Origin of the sequence: Haloarcula sp. CBA1127 (genome assembly GCF_001485575.1) — an archaeon.
Taxonomy (GTDB): Archaea; Halobacteriota; Halobacteria; order Halobacteriales; family Haloarculaceae; genus Haloarcula.
Genome location: NZ_BCNB01000006.1, coordinates 2,665,610 through 2,688,057, shown reverse-complemented (window position 1 = coordinate 2,688,057; position 22,448 = coordinate 2,665,610). Strand labels below are relative to the sequence as shown.

The window sequence follows — 22,448 nt, the reverse complement described above, 5'->3', positions numbered from 1 at the left end:
GTCTCAGTACTCGTGGACACCGTCGTCAGTGACAACCGTATCCAGCAGGTGCGTCGGCGTGGCGTCGTAGGCTGGGTTCGCGACTTCGAATCCGTCTGCCGGCTCCCGGAGGACCTCCGACGGTGAGCGAATCTCGTTTTCGAAGGCGAAAGCCCCGTCGACGTATTTCGCGGCGGCCCCGACGACCGTCACCGGAACGTCGTTGTCCGCCGCCGCCGTCGCAATCGGATACGTGCCGATGCGGTTGTACAGCGTGTCGTCGACGATGCAGTCCATGCCGACGAGCACGCGGTCGACCTCTGGCATGAAGTGGCCGGCGGCGCTGTCGACGATGAGCGTCACGTCGACCCCGTCCCGGTCGGAGAGGTGGCGCGTCATCTTTCGGCCGAGGAAGCGTGGTCGGGACTCCGTCACGTACACCTCGAAGCTGTGGCCGGCCTCGATGGCATCGTCGATGGCTGCAAGGACTGTCGATGAGAAGTCATGTGTCAACAGCACGTCGTCATCAGCGATCTCCGACACGGCGCGGGCAGCGGCGCGGTCTTTTGACGACTCCACCGAGTCGATAACGTCGTCGATAGCCTCGTTAGTCAGGTCCTTGGCGGTCGCCACGTCGTCTGGCTCCGCGTCCGAGACGGCGTTCACGATCCGGTGCTGGGTCGTATGGAGGGAGGCATGGGAGGGGTTCGCCCGCCGGAGGGCGCTGCTGTTCCGGTCGAGCGAGCGGAGGTAATCCTCAACCGTCGGGTACTCCCTGTCAGTCAGGTCCCGGAGCGCCTGAGCGGCTTTGACTGCGACCACGGAGGAACTGTGAGTCTGCATCTCCGAGATCTCCTCGACAGTCTCGTCTATCATACCGGTGGCTGTGAGTTGAACCGATATGTGTCTTCCCCTCGCCGTCGAACAGCATTTAACGCCGTCTCACATTAGGGCTGATAGACGGCTATGGGACGGTTCAGGACTGAGACGGTCGGGATGACAGAGGGCATCGGCGTCGCCGTACTCGTCGGGCTAACGCTACTCGTGACGGCTATCGTCGGGCTGAACGTCCTCGTCATCGAGGACGACGACGGTGGTGGCCCGCAGGCGAACTTCAGCTACGACTACGTCGAGGACAACGAACTGCTCATCGTCACACACGCTCGCGGCGACGAGTTCGAAGCTGGGAACGTCGAATTCGAAGGGCCGAGCAGAACGGTCACCTGGGCGCAGCTGGCGAACCGCGAGCCCGACGCGATGATCGGCCCTGGCGATATCGCACAGTTGAGCAGCGGTAACGCCTACCAACGGCGCGTAGGCGCCCGGGATACAATCACGATATACCACAACGCGAGTGGGAACCGGACCCAGCTGGATCAGTGGGACGGCGCGAACTGACCTGTAAGACTGCTCAGTCCACCGAAGCGACGGTCTCCCGGTTGCTCTGTGCCGGCCGACCGAACCAGTTATCGAACGAGAGCGGTCCGGCACCCATCGTGAACACCGCCGAGGCCATTCCGAACAGCGTGATGTGCGCGAGTACCGGGTCGTCCGGCAGGCCGAACAGCGTCGTGGTAAACAGGACAAAGGAGACGGCTGCAGCCCCGCGAGTCATGAAGCCAAAGATCAACACCAGCCCGACCAGCATCTCGGTCAGGCCGGCCCCGAGCACCCACATCCCAGGGTCCACGGGGACGACGGCGGTGAGGTTGTACTTTTCGACGACCAGGAGCGCCTGGCCGGGTTCGGCGAGCTTCTGGAACAGTCCGAGGTAAATGAACGTCACGCCCATGCCGACCCGGACGATGACCGGGACGTACTCGCGGTACGGTGCCGTCGCCGAGTCGAGAAATCCCTTGAGATAGTGGACCGGGTCGACACGGCCGTAGTAGGTCCCGTCGGTGCTGGCGACCTGCTGAAGCATATGGTCCGCGCTCGGGCGGCCACCACCCAGAATCAACAGTGCCAGAAACGCCGGCACGTACTCCATAGCGAGAACGACGCTTGGATCGATGGTCAGTGCCCATCCGTAGGTCACCAGCCCAATCGTCGTGACGATACGGGTCGCAAGTCCGAACAGGAGCGTGAACCCCAGCCCGATAAACAGGGCACGGACGAGCGGGTTCGTGGTCGGGTCAAACGTCACTGTCGGGGCGAACAGGTATCCCTGAAATCCGGCACCGACGAGTGGTAGCCCCACGCTGAGCCGGAGCATCCACGGGACGAGGTCCGAGTAGCCAACGAGTACGTCCCGAAGGATGACGATGTCCGTAATCGTCGGCCGAACCCAGAGGTACGTGGCGAGGCCGACGGTCACGGCCACTCCCGAGATACCGAAAACGGCCGCGTTCACCGGGTTCGACAGCACGGATATCGCAAACGCCACCGCGTCGAGGGCCTCGCCCGGCCCCTCGGTCACGTAGTCGACGTGTGCCGCCGCGGGTCGCGGAAAGAGAGTGAGAACGAGCGCGATAGTTCCGGCGAGACTCGGGATACGCGTGTCCATACCTGAGAATTCGTGCGCTATCTACCTAATCCTGTTCGTCCGGTCCGTGGAACTGGACGCTTAGACACCCCTCTCTGTAGGCGGTGGAATTATATCCACGCCTCCACTACTTATACGGCAGTGAGCGTCAACATCGAGACACAGATCGTCGAACGCGGGGACGACGAACACGTCGACGCGGCGTGGCGGCTCAAGGAAGACATCCGGGAGTCCGACGGCGTTCTTCGGCAGCGACGGGGGTTCTTTCGCGACGCCTACCGACGGTCGACCACCTATCTCTACATCGACCGCTCCAAAGACCGCCTCATCGGCTTCGCCGCGGTTCGACGCGACGGCTACATTCTCTTTCTCGCAGTCGGTGACGAGTACAGGGGCCACGGCTTCGGCAAGCGACTCGTCGCCCGCGTCGCCGAGGACTACGGCAGCGTGACCTGCCACGCTCGGGCGACGAATCGGGAGGCCATCGGCTTCTACAAACACATCGGCTTCGAGATTACGCGTCGCATCGACAACTACTACGAGGACGGCGGCGACGCCTACTACCTCAAGCTCGGCGAAGACTCGATTACCGACAAACTGTCGAAGTTCCTGCGCGGCTAAGCGAACGCTTTTCAAGGGACCTCCCCAACGAGGTAGCCGATGGAAGAGCGGACCCGCGCGTACCTCCGTGGCCGGTTCGGCGACCACTACCGACAGGCATCCGTAACGCCGCCGCCGGCCGCGAACGAACGTGAATGGGGGTTCATCCCGTGGACCGAAGGCCCCGGCGAGACGATGGTCCGTCATCGATCGCTGCTGGACCTCGGCGAGATCGAGGACTTCCTCGGCCGCCGGAAGCCCCGCCACGTCTACTTCTCCGCGGGCCGCTACGACGAACCAAGCGCCTCCACGATGTCGGACAAGGGCTGGCGCTCCTCTGACCTCGTGTTCGACCTCGACGCTGACCACCTACCCTCCGTAGTGCTGGGCGAGGACAGCTACGCCGAGATGCTCGCAAAGTGCAAGGACGCGTTGCGCAGGCTGCTCGACTTTCTGGAAGACGATTTCGGCTTCGAGGACCTGACCGTCGTCTTCTCCGGTGGCCGGGGCTACCACGTCCACGTCCGTGACGAGCGTATCCGCCATCTGGAGCGGGACGCGCGCCGGGAGGTCGTCGACTACGTCCGCGGCATCGGTCTGGAGTTCGACGAACTCGTCGACGAGGAGTCCGTCGCCGGCACGGCCGGCCGGTCCAGTCCGGCACAGAAGCGGACGCTCTCAACGGAAGGCGGCTGGAGCGCCCGCGCACACCGCCATATGCTCGCCGTCGTCGACGACCTGCTCGCGATGGAGGAGGCGGACGCGCTCGACCGACTGCAGGAGTACGACGGCATCGGTGAGGGGAAGGCGACGGCGGCACTGAACGCCGCCCGGTCGAACTACGAGCAGCTAGAGGCCGGTAACATCGACGTGCATCCGGCGTTCTACCAGCTGGCGAAGATTCTTCTCCACGAGGTCGTCGCGGCGGACAACGCACCGATCGACGAACCGGTGACGACGGACACGAACCGGCTCATTCGCCTGCCCGGTTCGCTCCACGGCGGCAGCGGGCTTGAAGTCCAGCGTATCGACCGCGACGACCTCGATGCGTTCGACCCGCTGGTCGACCCTGTCCCGGAGACGTTCCGGGGCCACGATATCACCGTTGAGGTGGCCGACGGCGGCCTCGTCGAACTGGATGGCGATAGCTTTACACTGGAGGCGGGTAATCAGACTGTACCAGAGCACGTGGGCGTATTTCTCATGGCCCGCGGGCGTGCCGAGAAGGGGAAGGAATGAACGTAGACGAGCTCCAATCCGTCCAATCGCGGGAACGCCAGACCGACCAGCTCCAGCAGCTGCGCGAGACGTTCTACGAGGACGCCGGACAGTTCATTCAACAGCTCCGGTCGGAGCGCGACCGCGCGGCCGAGCGCGCTGAGGACCCGTTCGACTCGCCCGAGGTCAATCGCCTGACAGACGACATCAAGACCGCCGAGCAGACCGTGGAGGCTGTGTACGAGCGGCGCGTCGGCAAAATCGTGAAGATGGCGTCGCTGGCTGCGGCGGATATGCCGACCGAGGACGACGGTCTCACACAGGAGGAACGAGACCTGTTCGAGACGATGGTTGAGGCCATCGAATCCAATCGGGGCCACGTCCTCGATGTGATTGCGGGCGAGGCTCCGACCGGCGCGGTCGGCGACGAGCCGAACTCGGGCGAGCGACAGGCCCCCGACCCGGACCCACGCCAAGCAGCGAACGACGCGACAGCCGGTGAGCCCGAGCAGTCGACGCCGGACACCGGCGTTGACGCGGCTGACATGATGGGCAGCGGTGGGGACCAGTCCCCGCCCGCGCCGGACTCTGACGCACCAACGCCGCCGCCCGAGCTGGACACAGGCAACAATCCCACAGTCGACGGCCAGTCCGAGCCGGCGGACGTGCCGCCCGGCGATGATGTTCCTGTCCCACCAGCCGAACAGAGTGCTGAGTCGACCTCCGGCCCGGTGGCGGACCCGACGCAGGCTGACGGCGGTACGCAGTCACCAGCCAGTGCTGGCACGGCCGGGGCCGCCGACGTAGACCGGCGGACGGTTCGCATCACGGACGACGTGGGCGAGATATTCGGCGTCGACCAGCGCGAGTACGACCTCTCGACCGATGACGTGGTGACCCTGCCGGCCGACAACGCCGACCCGCTGGTCGAACAGGACGCCGCCGAGCCCCTAGAATAAGCTCACGCAACGGGCTGGAACGGGCCGCTGTGCGAAGTGTCCCTCGACACTCTGTTCTGCGGCAGCGATGGACTATTTATATACAGTCGTTCAGTTGATACGTATGAACACGCACGTCCGCATCGTCGTCGCGCTGCTTCTCGGTGTACTCGTATTTGCTGTCACGACGGTCGCGGTAACCGCTGGCTTCGAGCCACAGATAGAGTTCTCGCTGCTTATTGGTCTTCCCGTGGGCGTGTCAGCCGGCCTGACCGCGCTGTTCGCCGGCTACGTCCTGCTGTGGCATCGCGACCGAGCGGCGGCGGGTACGGTCCCCGAGCGTGCGGTTCGCCTTCGGCTGGCAGCGCTGGCGACCATTGCGGACTTCGTCACGGTCACCGCGGCCGGCGTTGGGCTCTACGTGGTCCTCGGTAGGAGTCTCGGTATCAGCCTGCTTATTGCGGGGCTCCCAGTGACACTGCCGCTTGCCGCCGCCGTCGGCTACCTCGTGGCCGGTGGCAGCCGTAGCGAACAGGGTGAGGTCCAGACGCAGTAACCGCGGTCTGGGCAGCAGATTCGGCTGCCGACGTTCGTTACGGCTCCGGTCTGGTCCCGAGCGTGAGTTCGACTGTTTCCTGTGCGCCGTCGCGCTCGACCAGTACGTCGACCGTCTCGCCGGGGCTGGTCTCCAGTGCAAGAAAGCTCCCCAGCGCCTGCCGCGTCGGCGTCGGAGTGTCGTTCATCTGTCTGACCACGTCACCGCCAGTGGAAATTGCTGTCCCCGAAATCGTCGTCTCCCCGTCGCTTCCCTGCAGAACGCCCGCCGCCGGACCATCACTGACCACACGAGTGATATACACTCCCGACCCGGGGTCCAGATTGTTCGCCTCGGCGACTCGCGGCGACACGCTCCGGAGTCCAACACCCATGTACGGGTGGTCGTAGTCGCCGGTCTGGATGAGCGACGGCACGACGCGCTGTGCGAGCGGGGCCGAGATGGCGAATGCGACGTTGTCGCCGCCGCCCGAATTGATGATGCCGACCACGTCACCCTCAAGCGTGACGAGCGGGCCGCCGCTGTTGCCCGGATTGACCGGCGCGTCGGTCTGGACCGCATCGGCGATGGAGAAGTTGTTGGCGCTCTGAAGCGTGCGGTCGACGCCGCTGACGATGCCTGCAGATACCGAGCCGGAGAGGCCAAACGGGTTCCCGATGGCGACGACTTCGGTCCCGACTGTCGGCTCGGTCTCGACAAACGACAGTGGTGTCACGTCCGGCGTCGCGCCAATTTGGAGGACCGCCAGGTCGCTGTACACGTCTGCGCCGACGACGGAGGCAGCGCGCCAGCCGGTGTCAGCAAAGCGGACGTAGTATTCGTCCCCGCCCTCGACGACGTGTTCGTTCGTGACGATGTGCTCGTCGTTGATGAGGAAGCCGCTCCCCTGCCCACCACGGGAGTCTTCGGCGTACACTCTAATCGAGACGACGGCATCGGCTACCTTCTGATACACGTTGGTGTAGACGCTATCGGACTGTGCGACCGCGTCGGCTGACTCCGACTGTGCTCCGGTGTCACCACCCGAGTCGCTGCCGGTCCCGGGACTCTGACAGCCAGCCGTGGTCGCGACGGCTGTCCCAAGGGCCCCTAACATCGCCCGGCGAGTGAGAGACTGTTTCATACTGGGGCGTGGGTCTGAGCCGCGAAAAAGGCACGGTCAGAACTCTTTACCGCAACCAGAGTGCCTGATTGCCGTGCGCGCTGGCTTTCAATTCGGCCCCGCAAGCGGGCACAAACTACAATCGTCCCGATAGCATACGGGGGCGCATGGCAGAGGATTCATCGGGAACGAACACGCCGACACCGGGGTTCGTGTTGCCCGGACTGCGATGTGGTGTCGAGATGGCACTCGTCGGGACGATCGTCCTGCTCATTGGCCTCCCAACCGAGGAACCGATACGGCTGGGAATCGTCTTCCTGTCGGCGCTACTGGCGATGACAGTGGTACTGTTCTGGGCAGTCGGCCGGCATATGCGGCGCTGGATCCGGTACGCACAGGGGAAACCGACGCGGACGACGCCGTTTGACTGAGGGTGACGACCGTCCCGGCCAGATGTAGAGTCGATACTGCCCAATTTAACAACTCATCTGAGGTATCTTATTAACTTATCGCACTGTTGGCCCCGTTTTTAGCAGCCGAATTAATAAGACAGGGTAGCCTAGCGCCGGTAATGACAGAGTCCGGCGGTTGTTCGGATGGCGGTGCGTGTGGCGGCGCGAGTGCCGACGGTCCCCCTACAGCAACGCACTCGCACGATGGGGCCCACGTCGCACAGCTGTCCGTCCCGGAGATGGACTGTCCCTCCTGTGCGGGAAAGGTGGAGTCGAGCGTCCGTGAACTGTCTGGCATCAAGGCCGTTGACCCGCAGGTAGCGACGGGTCGACTCGCCGTTGAGTACGACGAGACCGAGACGAACGTGGACGCGATAGCGGCGCGCGTCGAAGCGGCGGGCTACACCGTCGCAGACGACGGCGAGACGCTACGGTTCAGCGTTCCGGAGATGGACTGTGCCTCCTGCGCTGGGAAGGTCGAAAGCGCGCTCGGTGGGGTCGACGGCATCAGAAGCGCCGAAACACGCCCAACCACCGGGACGGTCGTTGTCACGTATGACCGGAACACGACGACGGAAGGAGACCTCGTGGCGGCTATCGAGAGCGCCGGCTACGAGGTCACGGAGACGGCGGGCGAGGACGACATGGGGACCGGACAGTCCGACGAGAACGACTCAATCTGGACCAGCTCACGGGCGCTGAAGACGTGGGTCAGCGGCGTGTTCGTTGCCTTGGGCCTCGTTTTCTTTCTGGAGTTCTTGTTGCCCGGTGCGAACGCGCAGGTCGGACGCGTTCTGGGGACGCCGCTGTACGTCGACGACGTGCTGTTTCTCATCGCGGTAGCGACCGGCGGCCAGGAAATCCTACGTGGCGGCTACTACTCCCTGAAAAATCGGAATCTGGACATCGACCTGCTGATGTCTATCGCTATTCTGGGCGCGCTCACCGCCAGTCTGGCCTTCGGCGAGGCGCTGTACTTCGAGGCCGCGACGCTGGCGTTCCTGTTCAGCATCGCAGAGCTGCTGGAACGCTACTCGATGGACCGTGCGCGGAATTCGCTTGCGGAACTGATGGACCTCTCGCCCGACGACGCGACGGTCAAACGCGACGGGGAAGAGGAGGTCCTGCCTGTCGATGACGTACAGGTCGGCGATGTCGTCGTCATCAGGCCTGGCGAGAAGATTCCGATGGACGGCGAGGTCATCGACGGAACCAGCGCGGTGAATCAGGCCCCGATTACCGGCGAGAGCGTCCCGGTCGACAAGACCGAGGGTGACGAGGTGTACGCCGGGACAATCAACGAGGAGGGGTATCTGGAAGTGCAGGTCACGGCGGCGGCCAGCGACAACACCCTCTCGCGCATCGTCCAGATGGTCGAGGACGCCCAGTCCAACAAGACCGAGCGCGAGCAGTTCGTCGAGCGCTTCTCGGCGTACTACACACCGGTCGTCGTCGCCTTCGCCGTCCTCGTGACGCTTTCGTCCCCCGCTGTATTCGGGGTAACGTGGTCGACCGCCGTCGTCCACGGGCTGACGCTGCTAGTGCTGGCCTGTCCCTGTGCGTTCGTCATCTCGACGCCCGTGTCGGTCGTCTCAGGTATCACCAGCGCCGCGAAGAACGGCGTGCTCATCAAGGGTGGCAACCACCTCGAAGCGATGGGCGCGGTCGACGTGGTCGCATTCGACAAGACGGGGACGCTGACGAAAGGCGAACTGACCGTCACCGACGTGCTTCCGCTGCACGGGAACACCGAAGAGGAGGTCTTGCAGTGTGCCCGCGGGCTCGAACAACGGAGCGAACACCCCATTGGCGAGGCCATCGTCGCGGAGGCGGGAACGACCGGCGTCGAAAGCGCCGACGTCGATGACTTCGAGAGTATCACCGGCAAGGGCGTCCGGGCGGACCTCGACGGGACGCCCCACTACGCCGGGAAGCCGGGGCTGTTCGAGGACCTCGGCTTCGACCTCTCACACGTCCACGCGACCACCGATGGCGGTGTCGTCACAAAAACGGCCCAGCAGCTCTGTGAGCGCAACAACTGTCTGGACTTGCTGGAAGACGCCGTGCCCGAGCTTCAGGCCGAAGGGAAGACGGTCGTCATCGTGGGTACGGACGAAGAGATAGAGGGCATCATCGCCGTCGCCGACGAGGTGCGCCCGGAGGCGAAAGCCACCGTCTCACGGCTCCGGGATCTGGGCGTCGAGCGGACGGTGATGCTTACCGGTGACAACGAACGCACTGCGGGGGCTATCGCCCGAGAGGTCGGCGTCGACGACTACCAGGCCGAACTCCTGCCCGACGAGAAAGTCGCCGCTATCGATGACCTTGTCGCCGAGTACGAAGACGTTGCGATGGTCGGAGACGGTATCAACGACGCGCCGGCGCTGGCGAGCGCGACCGTGGGCGTCGCGATGGGAGCCGCCGGCACGGACACGGCACTGGAAACGGCCGACATCGCCCTGATGAGTGACGACATCTCGAAGCTCCCGTACCTGTACGAACTGGCGAACGACGCGAACGGTGTCATCCGGCAGAATATCTGGGCCAGCCTGGCGGTCAAGGCCGGCCTCGTGCTCGCTGTGCCGTTCGGCGTCGTTCCCATCTGGGCTGCCGTGCTGGCCGGCGATGCCGGCATGACAACGGCCGTGACCGGGAACGCGATGCGGCTTTCACGAGTCCGGCCGGAGAGCGGCGACGGTTAGATATCGCCGGCGCGAATGTCCGCGATTCGCTGGCGGTCATACAGCGTCTCTTCCTCGTCGAACTCGTCCGGGAACAGCTGTTTTGCGGCGCGCTCTGTCTTCGAGAGGTTGATAATCGGTCCCTGGTACATCCCGCCGGCCGGGTACACAGCACCGTTCTGCACGGCAGTGAGCTGGCTCGCTGTGTCGTGGTCCTGCAGAAACGAGCGGTACGTATCCTCGAACGCCGTATCCGGGAGATGGGTGTCCGTGTACAGCAACAACACCTCCGGATCGATTTCGAGGAGCAGCTCGTAATCGATCGTCCCTCGGTCGGACGTGAAACTCTGGATCTCGCTTCCGGCAAGCGCGTCGCTCACACCCAGGTCGCGCCAGTGCTTGTACGCCGTCCGGTCCCCGAGCCGGTACGGATAGAACGTCTCCGGCTCGGTCGACCCTGGCGAGAGGAGCGCGATCTCCGGGCGCTGGTCCTCCGGGGGGAGCCGTTCCTGCAATCGGTCGAGGAACCCTTCGTGGAGGCTTGAGAGTGCCCGGAACCGGTCCTGTCGCTGGAACACTGCGGCTACCTTCTCGGTCGCTTCGTACAGGCTGTAGTACGGATAGTCCTCGTGCCAGGAGTACGTCGAGAAACTGGTGTTCCCACAGAACGGGCCGATGCGTTCGTGCATCTCCTCGACATCCGACCGGTCCCAGTTCGGGATGAGATTCACCATGTAGTTGGGGTCGATGAAGTGAACACCGGCGTCGATTTCGAGTAGCAGTTCCTTCGAGATACCGTCCTGCCAGAGTGAAACCATGTCCTCTTTCGACGGTGAAAGTCCCGGCACGTCCTCGTAATGCCACGTGCGGTACTCCCCAGTGAGAACGACTGCACTGGGTTTGGTCAGGCCGAGTGCGACGCCCATATCGGCCCAACTGGCGTTTTCTGCGATCCACGTCTGTGGCACTGTCTCGAATGACACCTCCCCCACTGGTTCGACGGTGACGCGGTAGGGCTTGTCCGTGGCCGCCGTCTCCGCCGGTTTGGACTCCGTTGCTGTTGTTGTGGCCGTTCCCGTGGTAGTCTCTGAGTCCGGTGAATTCGGCGGGTCTGAGCCGCTGCTTCCCGTGCATCCGGACAGCAGTCCACCAGCGATGACTGTGCCGCTGCAGGCGACGTATTCGCGCCGTGTCAGCCCTGACTGGTCATTTGAATTACCTGGCATGATTTTAGGCTAGCCTAAAAATTATAAAACGGCTTCGGTTCCCGTCCGCTAGAACGTCCCATCAAAGCGTGGCTACCGGTGGGGCCAGTGCAGTCAAACGGACAGACAGGAAACACGCTGAAAGACCCTTCGGATACCCATCATGACTGATTGCTGCCAGCGGTGATTGGTGGGGAGCGGTCTCTCGATTGAACACCAGGAGGGTCGTCCACTGTAATATTAAGTAGACGCCACGAGTAGCGTGTATCCGGTATGGAACTCACATGGTACGGCCATTCGACGTGGCACGTGACAGTTGACGACACTGAGTTGCTCATCGACCCGTTCTTCGATAACCCACACACAGACACCGACCCCGAGGAACTGGACCCGGACTACGTGTTGCTGACCCACGGCCACGCCGACCACATCGGCGACGTGGACCGCTACGAGGGCTGTGGGCTCGTGGCGACGCCGGAAGTCGTGGAGTACTGCGAGGACAACTTCGGCGAGTTCGACGCCGTCGGCGGCATGGGGATGAACCTCGGCGGCACCGTCGAAATCGGCGACGCGTTCGTCACGATGCACCGGGCTGACCACACGAACGGCATGGAAACCAGCTACGGCGCGAGCGGCGGGATGCCGGGCGGGTTCATCATCTCCGATACGAAGCCGACGCAGGTCAGCGACGCGGAGTCGACGACGTTCTACCACGCCGGCGACACCGGTCTCATGACGGAGATGCGCGACGTCATCGGCCCGTTCCTTGAACCGGACGCCGCGGCGGTGCCGGTCGGCGACCACTTCACGATGGGGCCGATGCAGGCCGCCGTCGCCGTCGACTGGCTGGACGTCGACCACGCGTTCCCGATGCACTACGACACGTTCCCGCCCATCGAAATCGAGACGCAAGACTTCGTGAACGAGGTCAAAGGCACCGGAAGCGACGCCGACGTTCACATCCTTGACGGCGACGAGACCTTCGAGCTTTAATCCGGTCGTTCCACGTCGGTCACGGTAAACCGTGCGCCGCCGTTCTCGCTGTCACCGACCGACAGCGACCACCCGTGTTCTTTTGCGATCCGGTTGGCGATGTAGAGTCCGAACCCGCTGTTTTGTTTCTCTGATGCGTACCCCGCCTCGAACACCCGCTCCGGTGGCGAGACATTAACACCGGGCCCATCATCCGCGACGAAGAACCCAGACGACGTGGCACCGACGCGTATCGCAACGTCGGCGCCGCCATGTTCGACGGCGTTCGAGAGCAGGATCTCAACAAACAGGCGCATCGACTCCGCGTCCGCCAGCAGTCGCCTGTCAGATGTTACTTCGAGCGACGCGGCTTCGAGCGACAGCGAACTCCATACGTCCCAGACAACCGTCGAGAGCCACTGTTGTTCGGGCTCGAACGTCGGCGAGTCGCTCGAGGCCAGCGAGACGACTTTATCAACAATCCCGGAGAGTTGGTCGATAGAACGCTCGACTGCGTCGACGTGCTCGTCATCGGCCTCGATTTGGGAGAGATGGCCGGTCGATACCTGAAGTTCGTTTCGGAGTTCGTGTGCGGCCAGCAACGCCACCTTCCGGAGGCGTTCGTTCTGCTGTCTGAGAAGGCGTTCGTGTTCCTTCTGGTCGGTGACATCCTGCGTAATGCCAATAAGGCCGGCCAGCTCGTCGGTTTCGTCGTACCAGGGAACCTTCGACGTTCGGAGGTGTTTCCCCATCGACGGCGAGAACTCGTGGACATCGAGGATGTCGGTCCCGTCGTTGATGACCTGTAAGTCGTCGCCGCGTGCTGCATCCAGATACGTCGCCCCGGCGGGGAGCCCGTCTTCGTCTCGCCGGCCAAGCAGTTCCGGGGGTGCGTACGAAGAATCGTTGAGCAACAGATAGTGCCTGTCAGTGTCTTTCACGTACAGGTGTTCGGAGTTCCGTTCGAACATCGTGGCGAGGATCGTCTCCGGCCGGGAAGCCGGGCGTGCAGCCATTGTCTCACTGCTTTCGAGTGCCTCGCCGACTGCGGCTGCCAGCTCCGGCGAGCCCAGATCGTCGGCAGCAACCGTCTGAATATGGTCTCCGCGGTCCGCCTCACTGCCGTACATGATCACTGGGAGGTCCGGATAGAGGCCGGTAGCCGCCTCCGCCAGGTGTCCGCCCGCCATCCCCTCACACGTCACCGGGACGACAAGGCAGTCCACCGCAGTACGTAGCAGTGTCGTATCGACGCATTCGGGCTCAGCCGTATCGACGGTGGCGTCGATTGCTGCCTGTTCAAGTGCCGCCTGTAACTGCTCTCCGGCAGCAGTCTCGGCAGCGACGAGGAGGACAGTCGGCGGGGACATCAACACGCCCACGATTTGTACTGGGATTGTAAATATGTTTAGTAGTCATGATAACAATGCGACAGGAACCGACAACGGGACGAGCCCCTGTGACCAATACTGACTAGCGCCATCCGCAGTGACCGGTCGTCTTCTGTGTTGGCCCGCTAACTGGGCTGGCTGGTCGCTATACGGCCCTCTCGTATTCCGATGGCTGTCTCCAGACTAGAGAACTGTGTGGTGATTGCCGAGAGGAAGGGCCGTCGACGGGACAACCGATAGCCAGTAATGATACTCAAGTGAAAGGATTCACAACAACCGAGTATCCGGACAGCGTATAGCTAGGTGTGTCCGAAACGTACGTGTGCGCCCGATGTCAGGACGCCGTCGAGCGGAACTTCGAGGTTCGGTCGATCATCAGGACCTGCAGCGAGTGCGGCGAGAACGGGCGGTTCCTCCACAGGTCGCTGGTCGAGTCGCTCTCTGCAATCGCCACGGAGAATCGGCCTGACGGCTGGGACCAGATGACACTGGACGAGCGGTTCGAAGCGGCGCTCAAAGAGGGCCTCATTACGGTCACACGGAAATAAGTCTGTACTGCCGGGCTGACGGCTCCGTTCGGTCCGGTGAAAACTCTGACTCTCGTTTGGCTCTCAGTCCCACTTCGCACCAGGATTCGTCACCGCACCGCTAGCCACCCACCTTTTTCAGCGTCCCCCTTCCTCGCGCCATCGGCGCTGCGGGAGGGGTCCTCGAAAAACGTGGGCGAAAAAACCGGCCCTCACTCCGTTCGGTCCGGTGAAACGTCCGATTATTGTCGGTTTCTCACTTCCACTTCGCGCCGGGGTTCGTCACCGCACCATTGGCTGCGGAGCCGAAGTCGTTGTGATACTTGGCCAGCACGCCGCTGTCGTACGTCGGTTCTGGATCGTAGTCTTCGAGGCGCTGTTCCATCTCGTCCTCAGTGAGGTCGACCGACAGTTCGTGGTCGTCGATGTCGATGGTGATGGTGTCACCGTCCTCCAGCGCGGCGATTGGGCCGCCGACAAACGCCTCTGGGGCGACGTGGCCGATAGAGAAGCCGCGGGTCGCGCCGGAGAAGCGGCCGTCGGTAAACAGCGCCACGTCCTCGGCGTGGCCCTGGCCGGCGACGGCCGAGGTCACGCCCAGCATCTCTCGCATCCCGGGGCCGCCCTGTGGCCCCTCGTTGCGGATACAGATCACGTCGCCGGACTCGACGTGGCCTTCCTGCACGTACTCCATCGCCCCTTCTTCCTGTTCGAACACGCGGACCGGCCCCTCGTGGTGAAGGTGGTCCTCGCCGGTAATCTTGATGACAGCGCCGTCGGGCGCGAGGTTGCCCGAGAGGATACGGATTGCACCGCGCTCGTGAATCGGGTCCTCGACAGTGTTGAGATAGTCCACATCGAGGTCCTCGACCGTTGGCGGGTCGATCTGTTCGAGTTCCTCTGCGATTGTGTTGCCCGTGACCGTGAGCGCGTCACCGTGAAGCAGGCCGGCGTCGTTCAGGGCGCGCAACACGACCGGGACACCGCCGACCTCGTGGAGGTCGTTCATGACCCGCTCGCCGCCGGGCTGGAGGTCGGCGATTTTGGGCGTCCGGGCGCTGATTTCGTTGAACGTCTCGATGTCGAGGTCGATGCCGGCCTCCGCCGCGAGCGCGAGCAGGTGAAGGACGGCGTTGGTCGAACCGCCGACTGCGACCTGCAGAGCGATGGCGTTCTCGAAGGACTCGCGGGTGAGGAAGTCCGAGGGGCTACGGCGTTCCTGCACCACCTCGACAGCGAGTTCGCCGGCCCGGCGAGCCTCCTCGTAGCGGGATTCGTGTTCAGCCGGCGGCGAGGCCGACCCGAGCGGCGCGAAGCCGAGCGCCTCAGAGATAGACGCCATCGTGTTGGCGGTGAACATCCCGCCACAGGAGCCCGCACCGGGGCAGGCGTGGCGTTCCATCTCGTCGAGCTCGCCTTCGCTCATCTCCCCGTCGGCGACCGCACCGACGCCCTCGAAGACGTTCTGGATAGTGACCTCACGCCCGTCATGCTCGCCGGGCATGATGGAGCCGCCATAGAGGAAGACGCTTGGCAGGTCCGTCCGGATGGCGGCCATCATCATCCCGGGCATGTTCTTGTCACAGCCGCCGATGGTGACGATGCCGTCCATGCGCTCGCCGAAGGTGACGAGTTCGACCGAGTCGGCGATTATCTCGCGGGAGATGAGCGACGCCTTCATCCCCTCGGTCCCCATCGAGATGGCGTCGGAGATGGTGATAGTCCCGAACTCGATTGGCATCCCTTCGGTGTCGTCGATGCCGTCGTAGGCGGCGTCGGCCACGTCGTCGAGATGGACGTTACACGGCGTGATGTCGGCAGCGGGGTTCGCAACGCCGATCATCGGCGAGGAGAGATCCTCGTCGTCGTAGCCCATCGCACGGAACATCGCGCGGTGGGGGGCCTTCTCGTACCCCTCCGTTACCTCGGTACTCCGCAGGTCCGGGTCTTTTTCCGGACGTTCTTGCCGCTCCTGATTGCTCATATTTCACCGAAGCCATGGGCAACCTTAAATAACTTGTACTCACGCTAACGTCCAACATGAGAGCACGGCGAAACCCACCGGTGACAGCAGGTTCTTTTCCGTCGGGAACTTCCGCCGCGGTATGCCGACGGTCACGACCGCTGCGCGACTCCACTTCGGGTTTCAGAACCTCTCGCTCGCCCACGAGCGCCTTTATGGGGGCGTCGGGCTTGCCCTCGACGAGCCGCGGCTGACCGTCGAGGCGACACGGGCCGACACGGTGCAGTGTGATGACCCGGCGACTGAGCCGTACGTTCGGCGCGTCGTTGACGCGCTCGACGTGCCCGGCGCTGCTGTCTCTGTCGAAGAGCGGTTCCCGCGACACGTCGGCCTCGGGAGCGGCACACAGCTCTCGCTGGCGACGCTCATCGCCGTCGTTCGAGCCTACGACCGGACCGCTGACGCACGGACCTACGCGCCGCAACTGGGACGGGGTGGCCGGAGCGGCGTCGGCGTCGCCGCGTTCGAGTCGGGCGGGTTCATCGTCGACGGCGGGCACCCGACGGAGCGGTTCACTGCCGAACCCCCAGCGGAAGGTGACTGGGACGTGCCGCCAGTGCTGGCGCATCACGACGTGCCCGCACACTGGCGTTTTGTTATCGTTGTCCCGGACACCGACCCCGGCCAGAGCGGGACCGCGGAAGACCAGAGTATGCGGCAAGCCGTCGAGCGCGCCGACCCAGGCATTGCCGACGAGATTTCGACGTTACTGACTCGTCGGGTCCTTCCCGCGATTGCGACCAGAGACCACGACGACTTCGGACAGGCCGCGGCGCGGCTGGGCCGACTCAACGGTGCGTGGTACGCCGACGAACAGGGCGGGGTCTATCGCCCGCCCGCCGGCGCACTCGTCGATTCACTGGCGAGCGCCCCGGTCATCTCCGGGGCCGGCCAGAGTTCCTGGGGGCCGACTGTCTGGGGACTGACGACAGCGGACTACGAATCGGAGGCCCGTGACGCGGGTGTGCTGGCACTCGATGCGGCCGATGTCGACGGAACGGTTCGTGTCGTTGCGCCCCGGAACACTGGTGCGTCGCTGACTGAATAGGGTGCCTTGCGGCGGGGCCGTTCAGTATAAGTCACCGGCACAAGCGACGACTCTTGCAGCCGCCAGTGCGGTTATCCGTCTTGCCAGCAAACCCCCGTCGATGACTGCACTGTTCTCACCGCTAGAACTCCGCGAGACGACAGTCCCGAATCGCGTCATGGTCTCACCGATGTGCCAGTATTCCTGTGACGCCCGCGATGGCCTCGCCACCGACTGGCACCGCACCCACCTCGGCTCCCGTGCCGTTGGCGGCGCGGGGCTGGTCATGACCGAAGCGACCGCCGTCGAAGCTCGCGGTCGCATCTCCCCGGAAGACCTGGGTATCTGGAGCCACGAGCACGCGGCGGCGCTGGAGCCGATTACGGAGTTCATCAGCGAACAGGGCAGCGTACCGGGCATTCAGATGGCCCACGCCGGCCGGAAAGCTTCCGTTGAACGACCGTGGGATGGGCACGACCCGCTCCAGCCCGACGACGGGGGCTGGGAAGTCGTCGGCCCGAGTGACGACCCGTGGCCGTACGAAGACGACGAGGCCCCACCGACGACGGCGCTCGACCAGGACGGTATCGAGGCTGTCATCGATTCGTTCCGCACCGCCGCCGAGCGTGCACTCGACGCCGGCTTCGAGGTTGCAGAGGTCCACACTGCCCACGGCTATCTCCTGCATCAGTTCCTCTCGCCAGTGACGAACCACCGCGAGGACGACTACGGCGGCGACTTTGAGGGTCGCACGCGGCTGACACGGGAGGTCACTGCTGCCGTCCGGGAGGTCTGGCCCGACGACAAGCCGGTGTTCGTCCGTATCTCGGCGACGGACTGGCTCCCCGACTGCGACGCATGGACTGTCGAGGACTCCGTTCGCCTGTCGGACCGACTCGCCGACATCGGTGCGGACTTCATCGACGTGAGCGGCGGCGGCATCCACCCCGAATCCCGCCCCGACTACGCCGGCCCGAACTACCAACTCCAGTACGCCGAGCAGATTCGAGCGGAAACCGAGTCTGACATCGCCGTCGGCGCTGTCGGCGGCATCACGACGCCCGAACAGGCCGAGGCCATTATCGCTAACGACCGCGCCGATATGGCTATCGTCGGCCGCGAACACCTGCGGGACCCGTACTTCGCGATGACTGCTGCAAAAGAACTCGACGCGACCGACGAAATAGAGGGGCCGCCGCAGTACCGCCGCGCATGGGGCTTCTAATTGGCTTAGACCTTATCGAGGTCGAGGTCGACGGCGTACCAGTCGAGCACGAGCAGGAAGACCGCGCCGACGGCACCAGCGGCGACGAACGCGATGAGCACATCCGTCGAAAAACCCACTTTGTCCTGCACTTCCACGACGGGGGCGCGCAGCGCACCGACGACGAGCGCGACGAGGAAGGCCAGCGTGGCCCGGCGGTTGTAATCGAGCGCCCGACGGACGACGCGCGCGATGGTGAACAACCCGACGAGCCCGCCGACAATGAACGTCACGACCGGCACGGCGGTCGTGGTCACGTCTTCGGTTGGGCCGCCAGTAACGAGCGCGATGAGTGCGTCGACGAACTCCTTGAGGGCCTTCGTCATAGGGGTGTACTGGCCGAGGATGATGAGCAACAGCGACCCCGAGATGCCGGGCAGAATCATTGCGCTGACAGCGATCATACCGGCGAAGAAGACCAGTGGGAGACTGCCACCAGCTGTGGCGGATGTCGACACACCGGACACGAAGAACGCGATCAGAAAGCCAACGACGCCGGCCCCGACCTGGAACGGGGATTCAACAGTGAGACTGCGGAGTAGCACTACCGCTGAGGCGGCGATGAGCCCGAAGAAGAACCCGAAGAGGAGTGCCGGCGTCTCCTTGCTGGCGATGGTGACGATTCGCGACACGATGACAACGGCGGTGGCGACGCCAGCGACCAGCGCGAGGAGGAACCAGATATCTACTTCGAGAAGTTCGGAAAACGCACCACGGATGTCGACACCGCCGTCTACGGGAGCGAGTGCGCGTAAAAACCGAAGTATCCGTCCCGGCGTGAAGGCGGTAATTGCGGCGATAAGTCGCTCGTAGACTCCGGCGATAAGCGCGATCGTCCCGCCAGAGACGCCAGGGACGCCGTCGGCACTGCCCATACAGAGGCCGATGAGAAACGTTCGAATCCACGCACGGAGCGGCGGCACCGAGCCCCGAATCGTTGGCAGGTCGCTCGAGTCTCGGTCAGGATGGGTAGTCATCACTGAACGCTTCCAGTATCACGCTGAAATCCCTTGTGGAGTTGCGTCGTGTCATGAAATCATCACAACGGCGGAACAAGGGCTGGACAGGCAGTCAGCGACAGCGTTAGCTCCGCTGTGATAGCGTGAGCACGCCGTTCCTGAGTGTCTGGACTGCGCCAGCGGCCGGCAGGTCGATGTCGAACTCCGTCTGGAGGTGCGGGGCATCGACGGCAACGATGGCTTCCGTCCCGATGATATCGACTGTCACGTGGTCGTCGCTGACCTGAAGCGAGTCGAGGTCGACGGCGACCGTCCAGCCGTCGTCGTGGTCGGTGTGCGAGACGTGTAGCGGCGACCGTTCAGTTTGTGCGTCCATTCGTCACCCATGCGTATGTGTTACACACATAAAGCTCCACGTTCGGCGCGTGCCAAAGAGCGCGGTGCAAGATAATGCAGGCAGTCTGTCCGTACCGTGGTGAGCGTCGTCCACAGAGTTGCCACGCCGCCTGCTCAATACTCACTGGTCTGTTTAAATGAACTCGCTCTGGTAAGCCGAATCGTTTTAGTCCCCATCTGTAAATTGCCACGTATGACACGCGAAGAACTCGCGTCCGCGAGTGAACTGCTCGAATCGGCGGCCGAAGACACTGGCAGCGATGAGGCGAGCGAACGCCTCGCCGAACTCGCCGACCAGCTTGACAGTCTTGCGACTGACGAACGCGGCCCGGACCACGGTCGACTCGCCCGCATCCAGTCGGCGCTCAACGACCTCAGTAGCGGTGACGCCGAAGACGTGACTGGTGCTATCGAAGACGCCGACGACGCCATCAACGAGTACCGGTCCGACCTCGAAGGGGTCTGAGGCGGCACTCCTGCGCCAACGCACGGCTGCTCGGTGACTTTCTGCGACGAAAAGACGGCGTTCGAACCGATGGGCCGCTACGACTCGGTCACAGTTTCCTCGTCGACCGGCTTGATTCGGTGTGTCGCGTTGTTGTGATCTTCGGGGGCCCGGAGATGGTACGTGACTTCACGCGGCTCTGTATCGTCGACGTACGGTGTTTTACCTTCGCGCGTGATAGTATCTGTTTCTCCCGGCTTCAGTTCCCCATCAAACCGACCGACGGGCGCGTAGGCGACGCGCGGGCCGGCTCGGTTGAGTGCGATGACGTACCGCCCAGCGGTGTCGCCCGTGTTCGTGACCGTTATTTCGAGCGTCGGCATGGCGGGCTCAGTAACGCGCTCCGGGCCGTCGAGAGTCACGTCGAATGACGGTAACGGCGCTTTGAGCCTGTTCTGAACTGCCTCCGGCGGCGTCCACTCTCCGCCCGGCCAGGACAGTCTGGCGTCGCTGGCTGAGCCGGTTTCCGGGAGATCGAAGACCAGCGGCCCACCGGCCTCGGTGAACTGTCGGCCCCACTCGCCGTCGCGATACAGACCGTTCCTGAACGTCTCGGGGCTGTACGTCGACCCATTGAATCTGAGCGAGAACGCGCCCCGGTCTACGCCCGAGTCCTTGACGGTCGTCGTGAGGACGAGGAACTGGCCGGCTGTCGGTTCAACGCTGATAGAGTCAGTGCGGGGAATCACGACGCCCGGTACCACTACGGCGTTCGTGACGGCCACATCGGGCGGCGACCCAGTGTCGGTTTCGCTGACTTCTGGTGACGGCACCGGCGTCACTGTCCCGGTGTCCTCGGTCTCACCCTGACACCCTGCACCGGTGATAGCCAGTCCGCAGAGTGCCAGAACGCGACGGCGGTACATGGCTCTGCGTTGCCCTGCCCCGGATAAATGCTTTCAGAAGGGTTGGGTTCAGTTTTGACCGACCGTTTCCAGTCCGGTCCGGAATAGACGTGTCTCCTCGCTCTGGGTCGTCTGTGTCGCTGATGGAGCAGGCGACGTCAGGTTAAATAACATCTTAATTAATGTTTGTGGCTAACCAAAAGCTTTTGACAATTCCGTTGGTTTCAGTCAAATGTGTATCAGGTTGGGGGATCGGGTGGCGGGACCTTCCCTCCGTGGTGATATCAATGAGCAAATCAACGAACGGCCGAACGGCCCCCAAATCGATGCGTCACAAGCAAATACTCGATGTAGCGGCTGAGAACCCTGAAGCGTCTATCGCAGAGCTTGCGGCCGAGGTACCGAGTGCGACAGCGGAACTGGTCGAGCGAGTTCTTGAGGAACACGGCGACCCAGCTGAGGCCGACGAGACGGAAACAGCCGACCAGTCACAGAGTGAACCGTCGACAGAATCACAGTCATATCCAGCCCCTGCGGACCTCTCGTCGACAGAACGTGAGACGATCCGGGCGATTCAGCACCACCCCACTGCGTCCCAGCGGGACCTCGCGGAGAAGCTCGGCGTCACTGCCTCGACGGTGAGCAACCGCGTCAACGGGATCGACGGGTTCGACTGGGCGAACCGAGAAGCGTTCGCAAACGCCGTGTTCAGCGATGGAGAAGCCGAATCAGCGACGATATCGGACGAGACAGCAACCCAGGTACCCGATACCCAATCGCCGGAGTCAACAGACAACCCCGACGGAGCTGACAGTCAAGCAGGCCCTGATACTGCGCCCGACGACGGCAACCGCTCGCCAAGGGAGGTCGAGACAGCGGCCGGCGAGGTGAACACCACGCTGACTACGTTCCAGTCGACTGTCGAGGACCTCTCCGCACAGCTGGCCGAACTTGAAGGTCAGGTCGAAACCGTCACCGACGGCGGCGGCTCTCCACAGCCGTTTCAGGACCCGGAGCTTGTCCACAAGGTCGTCCACGCGTGTATGGACTCCGACAAAATATCCGAAGAGGAAGAGCTCCGGATTCTGGATTCGCTGCTCTAGTTGTACTCTCGCCACCGGTGGCCGACTCTTAGTACTTGAAAAGCCGTGTTACCGCAAATCATGCCCTCACACTGCTACATACCAGGCTCTCTACACACCGTCTGGGTAGCGAAAGTTGCGTTGAAACAGTCCTGTTTTAATACTCACAGAGCAGGAGTGGTCATATGGTTGATGGATTTGATAAAATAGGTGGTGAGTATCTACGTATCAAGCTGGCTCT

22 protein-coding genes are annotated in these 22,448 nt (G+C 63.3%); 13 read left to right on the top strand and 9 right to left on the bottom strand.

Features of this window, described 5'->3' with window-relative positions; translation table 11 throughout:
* Nucleotides 1-3 precede the first annotated feature (3 nt).
* A complete protein-coding gene (locus AV059_RS17995; protein ID WP_058996701.1) occupies nucleotides 4-855 on the bottom strand; it encodes a translation initiation factor eIF-2B in 852 nt (283 codons plus the stop codon).
* Between the two features lie 90 nt (nucleotides 856-945).
* Between AV059_RS17995 and AV059_RS17990 the strand changes: the two genes are divergently transcribed.
* Complete coding sequence (locus AV059_RS17990) at nucleotides 946-1,377, top strand: type IV pilin (RefSeq protein ID WP_058996699.1); 432 nt, start codon at nucleotides 946-948, stop codon at nucleotides 1,375-1,377.
* A gap of 13 nt (nucleotides 1,378-1,390) precedes the next feature.
* On the opposite strand, the gene AV059_RS17985 is transcribed toward AV059_RS17990, so the two are convergent.
* Entirely contained in the window at nucleotides 1,391-2,485 is a 1,095-nt protein-coding gene (locus AV059_RS17985) for a DoxX family protein (RefSeq protein ID WP_058996697.1), read from the bottom strand.
* 120 nt (nucleotides 2,486-2,605) lie between these two features.
* Here AV059_RS17985 and AV059_RS17980 point away from each other — a divergent pair, with 120 nt between their 5' ends.
* From AV059_RS17980 to AV059_RS17965, 4 genes are all read left to right on the top strand, one after another.
* Complete coding sequence (locus tag AV059_RS17980; protein WP_058996695.1) at nucleotides 2,606-3,085, top strand: N-acetyltransferase; 480 nt, start codon at nucleotides 2,606-2,608, stop codon at nucleotides 3,083-3,085.
* 39 nt (nucleotides 3,086-3,124) lie between these two features.
* Nucleotides 3,125-4,303 carry a DNA primase small subunit PriS gene (priS, locus tag AV059_RS17975; protein WP_058996693.1) on the top strand — a complete coding sequence of 393 codons (1,179 nt, stop codon included), beginning with the start codon at nucleotides 3,125-3,127 and terminating at the stop codon, nucleotides 4,301-4,303.
* Nucleotides 4,300-5,241, top strand: a complete 942-nt coding sequence (locus AV059_RS17970; RefSeq protein WP_058996691.1) for a hypothetical protein — start codon at nucleotides 4,300-4,302, stop codon at nucleotides 5,239-5,241. The genes priS and AV059_RS17970 overlap by 4 nt, the downstream gene beginning before the upstream one ends.
* A 103-nt stretch (nucleotides 5,242-5,344) precedes the next feature.
* Nucleotides 5,345-5,776: a hypothetical protein gene (locus AV059_RS17965; RefSeq protein WP_058996689.1), complete on the top strand. Its 432-nt coding sequence runs from the start codon at nucleotides 5,345-5,347 to the stop codon at nucleotides 5,774-5,776.
* Nucleotides 5,777-5,813: 37 nt separating this feature from the next.
* Here the strand turns inward: AV059_RS17965 and AV059_RS17960 are convergent, their stop codons facing one another.
* Nucleotides 5,814-6,899, bottom strand: a complete 1,086-nt coding sequence (locus tag AV059_RS17960) for a S1C family serine protease (protein ID WP_058996686.1) — start codon at nucleotides 6,897-6,899, stop codon at nucleotides 5,814-5,816.
* Between the two features lie 146 nt (nucleotides 6,900-7,045).
* Between AV059_RS17960 and AV059_RS17955 the strand changes: the two genes are divergently transcribed.
* The gene (locus tag AV059_RS17955) at nucleotides 7,046-7,309 is read left to right on the top strand and encodes a hypothetical protein (RefSeq protein WP_004962707.1); all 264 of its coding nucleotides are present in this window, start codon (nucleotides 7,046-7,048) and stop codon (nucleotides 7,307-7,309) included.
* Nucleotides 7,310-7,449: 140 nt separating this feature from the next.
* Entirely contained in the window at nucleotides 7,450-10,032 is a 2,583-nt protein-coding gene (locus AV059_RS17950) for a heavy metal translocating P-type ATPase (protein ID WP_058996684.1), read from the top strand.
* On the opposite strand, the gene AV059_RS17945 is transcribed toward AV059_RS17950, so the two are convergent.
* Entirely contained in the window at nucleotides 10,029-11,237 is a 1,209-nt protein-coding gene (locus tag AV059_RS17945) for an ABC transporter substrate-binding protein (RefSeq protein WP_058996682.1), read from the bottom strand. The genes AV059_RS17950 and AV059_RS17945 overlap by 4 nt on opposite strands.
* A 252-nt stretch (nucleotides 11,238-11,489) precedes the next feature.
* Between AV059_RS17945 and AV059_RS17940 the strand changes: the two genes are divergently transcribed.
* Entirely contained in the window at nucleotides 11,490-12,209 is a 720-nt protein-coding gene (locus AV059_RS17940) for a metal-dependent hydrolase (RefSeq protein ID WP_058996680.1), read from the top strand.
* On the opposite strand, the gene AV059_RS17935 is transcribed toward AV059_RS17940, so the two are convergent.
* Nucleotides 12,206-13,558, bottom strand: a complete 1,353-nt coding sequence (locus AV059_RS17935) for a hybrid sensor histidine kinase/response regulator (protein WP_058996678.1) — start codon at nucleotides 13,556-13,558, stop codon at nucleotides 12,206-12,208. The genes AV059_RS17940 and AV059_RS17935 overlap by 4 nt on opposite strands.
* Before the next feature lie 326 nt (nucleotides 13,559-13,884).
* On the opposite strand from AV059_RS17935, the gene AV059_RS17930 reads away from it, so the two are divergent.
* Nucleotides 13,885-14,127 (top strand): hypothetical protein, encoded by a 243-nt coding sequence (locus AV059_RS17930; protein WP_058996675.1) that lies wholly within the window; start codon nucleotides 13,885-13,887, stop codon nucleotides 14,125-14,127.
* A 235-nt stretch (nucleotides 14,128-14,362) separates the two neighbouring features.
* On the opposite strand, the gene ilvD is transcribed toward AV059_RS17930, so the two are convergent.
* Nucleotides 14,363-16,090, bottom strand: coding sequence for a dihydroxy-acid dehydratase (gene ilvD, locus AV059_RS17925; protein ID WP_058996673.1), 1,728 nt, complete (start codon nucleotides 16,088-16,090; stop codon nucleotides 14,363-14,365).
* Between the two features lie 121 nt (nucleotides 16,091-16,211).
* On the opposite strand from ilvD, the gene AV059_RS17920 reads away from it, so the two are divergent.
* A complete protein-coding gene (locus AV059_RS17920; RefSeq protein WP_058996671.1) occupies nucleotides 16,212-17,177 on the top strand; it encodes a beta-ribofuranosylaminobenzene 5'-phosphate synthase family protein in 966 nt (321 codons plus the stop codon).
* Nucleotides 17,178-17,277: 100 nt separating this feature from the next.
* Nucleotides 17,278-18,381 carry an NADH:flavin oxidoreductase/NADH oxidase gene (locus AV059_RS17915; RefSeq protein ID WP_058996668.1) on the top strand — a complete coding sequence of 368 codons (1,104 nt, stop codon included), beginning with the start codon at nucleotides 17,278-17,280 and terminating at the stop codon, nucleotides 18,379-18,381.
* A 5-nt stretch (nucleotides 18,382-18,386) separates the two neighbouring features.
* Here AV059_RS17915 and AV059_RS17910 read toward each other — a convergent pair whose 3' ends face one another.
* Together AV059_RS17910 and AV059_RS17905 are read right to left on the bottom strand one after the other, a co-directional pair.
* Nucleotides 18,387-19,397 (bottom strand): DUF368 domain-containing protein, encoded by a 1,011-nt coding sequence (locus AV059_RS17910; protein ID WP_058996666.1) that lies wholly within the window; start codon nucleotides 19,395-19,397, stop codon nucleotides 18,387-18,389.
* Nucleotides 19,398-19,503: 106 nt separating this feature from the next.
* The gene (locus tag AV059_RS17905) at nucleotides 19,504-19,755 is read right to left on the bottom strand and encodes a hypothetical protein (RefSeq protein WP_004962681.1); all 252 of its coding nucleotides are present in this window, start codon (nucleotides 19,753-19,755) and stop codon (nucleotides 19,504-19,506) included.
* Between the two features lie 213 nt (nucleotides 19,756-19,968).
* On the opposite strand from AV059_RS17905, the gene AV059_RS17900 reads away from it, so the two are divergent.
* Entirely contained in the window at nucleotides 19,969-20,241 is a 273-nt protein-coding gene (locus AV059_RS17900) for a hypothetical protein (protein ID WP_058996664.1), read from the top strand.
* Nucleotides 20,242-20,318: 77 nt separating this feature from the next.
* Here the strand turns inward: AV059_RS17900 and AV059_RS17895 are convergent, their stop codons facing one another.
* Nucleotides 20,319-21,146, bottom strand: coding sequence for a hypothetical protein (locus tag AV059_RS17895; RefSeq protein WP_058996662.1), 828 nt, complete (start codon nucleotides 21,144-21,146; stop codon nucleotides 20,319-20,321).
* Nucleotides 21,147-21,451: 305 nt separating this feature from the next.
* On the opposite strand from AV059_RS17895, the gene AV059_RS17890 reads away from it, so the two are divergent.
* Nucleotides 21,452-22,228 carry a winged helix-turn-helix domain-containing protein gene (locus AV059_RS17890; RefSeq protein WP_058997672.1) on the top strand — a complete coding sequence of 259 codons (777 nt, stop codon included), beginning with the start codon at nucleotides 21,452-21,454 and terminating at the stop codon, nucleotides 22,226-22,228.
* Nucleotides 22,229-22,448: the final 220 nt, after the last annotated feature.

Coding starts and splice junctions, on each gene's coding strand:
- AV059_RS17895 (WP_058996662.1), bottom strand. CDS start 21,146: ATGTACCGCCGTCGCGTTCTGGCACTCTGCGGACTGGCTATCACCGGT.
- AV059_RS17910 (WP_058996666.1), bottom strand. CDS start 19,397: ATGACTACCCATCCTGACCGAGACTCGAGCGACCTGCCAACGATTCGG.
- ilvD (WP_058996673.1), bottom strand. CDS start 16,090: ATGAGCAATCAGGAGCGGCAAGAACGTCCGGAAAAAGACCCGGACCTG.
- AV059_RS17965 (WP_058996689.1), top strand. CDS start 5,345: ATGAACACGCACGTCCGCATCGTCGTCGCGCTGCTTCTCGGTGTACTC.
- AV059_RS17990 (WP_058996699.1), top strand. CDS start 946: ATGGGACGGTTCAGGACTGAGACGGTCGGGATGACAGAGGGCATCGGC.
- AV059_RS17915 (WP_058996668.1), top strand. CDS start 17,278: ATGACTGCACTGTTCTCACCGCTAGAACTCCGCGAGACGACAGTCCCG.
- AV059_RS17920 (WP_058996671.1), top strand. CDS start 16,212: ATGCCGACGGTCACGACCGCTGCGCGACTCCACTTCGGGTTTCAGAAC.
- AV059_RS17960 (WP_058996686.1), bottom strand. CDS start 6,899: ATGAAACAGTCTCTCACTCGCCGGGCGATGTTAGGGGCCCTTGGGACA.
- AV059_RS17900 (WP_058996664.1), top strand. CDS start 19,969: ATGACACGCGAAGAACTCGCGTCCGCGAGTGAACTGCTCGAATCGGCG.
- AV059_RS17985 (WP_058996697.1), bottom strand. CDS start 2,485: ATGGACACGCGTATCCCGAGTCTCGCCGGAACTATCGCGCTCGTTCTC.
- AV059_RS17890 (WP_058997672.1), top strand. CDS start 21,452: ATGCGTCACAAGCAAATACTCGATGTAGCGGCTGAGAACCCTGAAGCG.
- AV059_RS17935 (WP_058996678.1), bottom strand. CDS start 13,558: ATGTCCCCGCCGACTGTCCTCCTCGTCGCTGCCGAGACTGCTGCCGGA.
- AV059_RS17945 (WP_058996682.1), bottom strand. CDS start 11,237: ATGCCAGGTAATTCAAATGACCAGTCAGGGCTGACACGGCGCGAATAC.
- AV059_RS17955 (WP_004962707.1), top strand. CDS start 7,046: ATGGCAGAGGATTCATCGGGAACGAACACGCCGACACCGGGGTTCGTG.
- AV059_RS17995 (WP_058996701.1), bottom strand. CDS start 855: ATGATAGACGAGACTGTCGAGGAGATCTCGGAGATGCAGACTCACAGT.
- priS (WP_058996693.1), top strand. CDS start 3,125: ATGGAAGAGCGGACCCGCGCGTACCTCCGTGGCCGGTTCGGCGACCAC.
- AV059_RS17950 (WP_058996684.1), top strand. CDS start 7,450: ATGACAGAGTCCGGCGGTTGTTCGGATGGCGGTGCGTGTGGCGGCGCG.
- AV059_RS17970 (WP_058996691.1), top strand. CDS start 4,300: ATGAACGTAGACGAGCTCCAATCCGTCCAATCGCGGGAACGCCAGACC.
- AV059_RS17940 (WP_058996680.1), top strand. CDS start 11,490: ATGGAACTCACATGGTACGGCCATTCGACGTGGCACGTGACAGTTGAC.
- AV059_RS17905 (WP_004962681.1), bottom strand. CDS start 19,755: ATGGACGCACAAACTGAACGGTCGCCGCTACACGTCTCGCACACCGAC.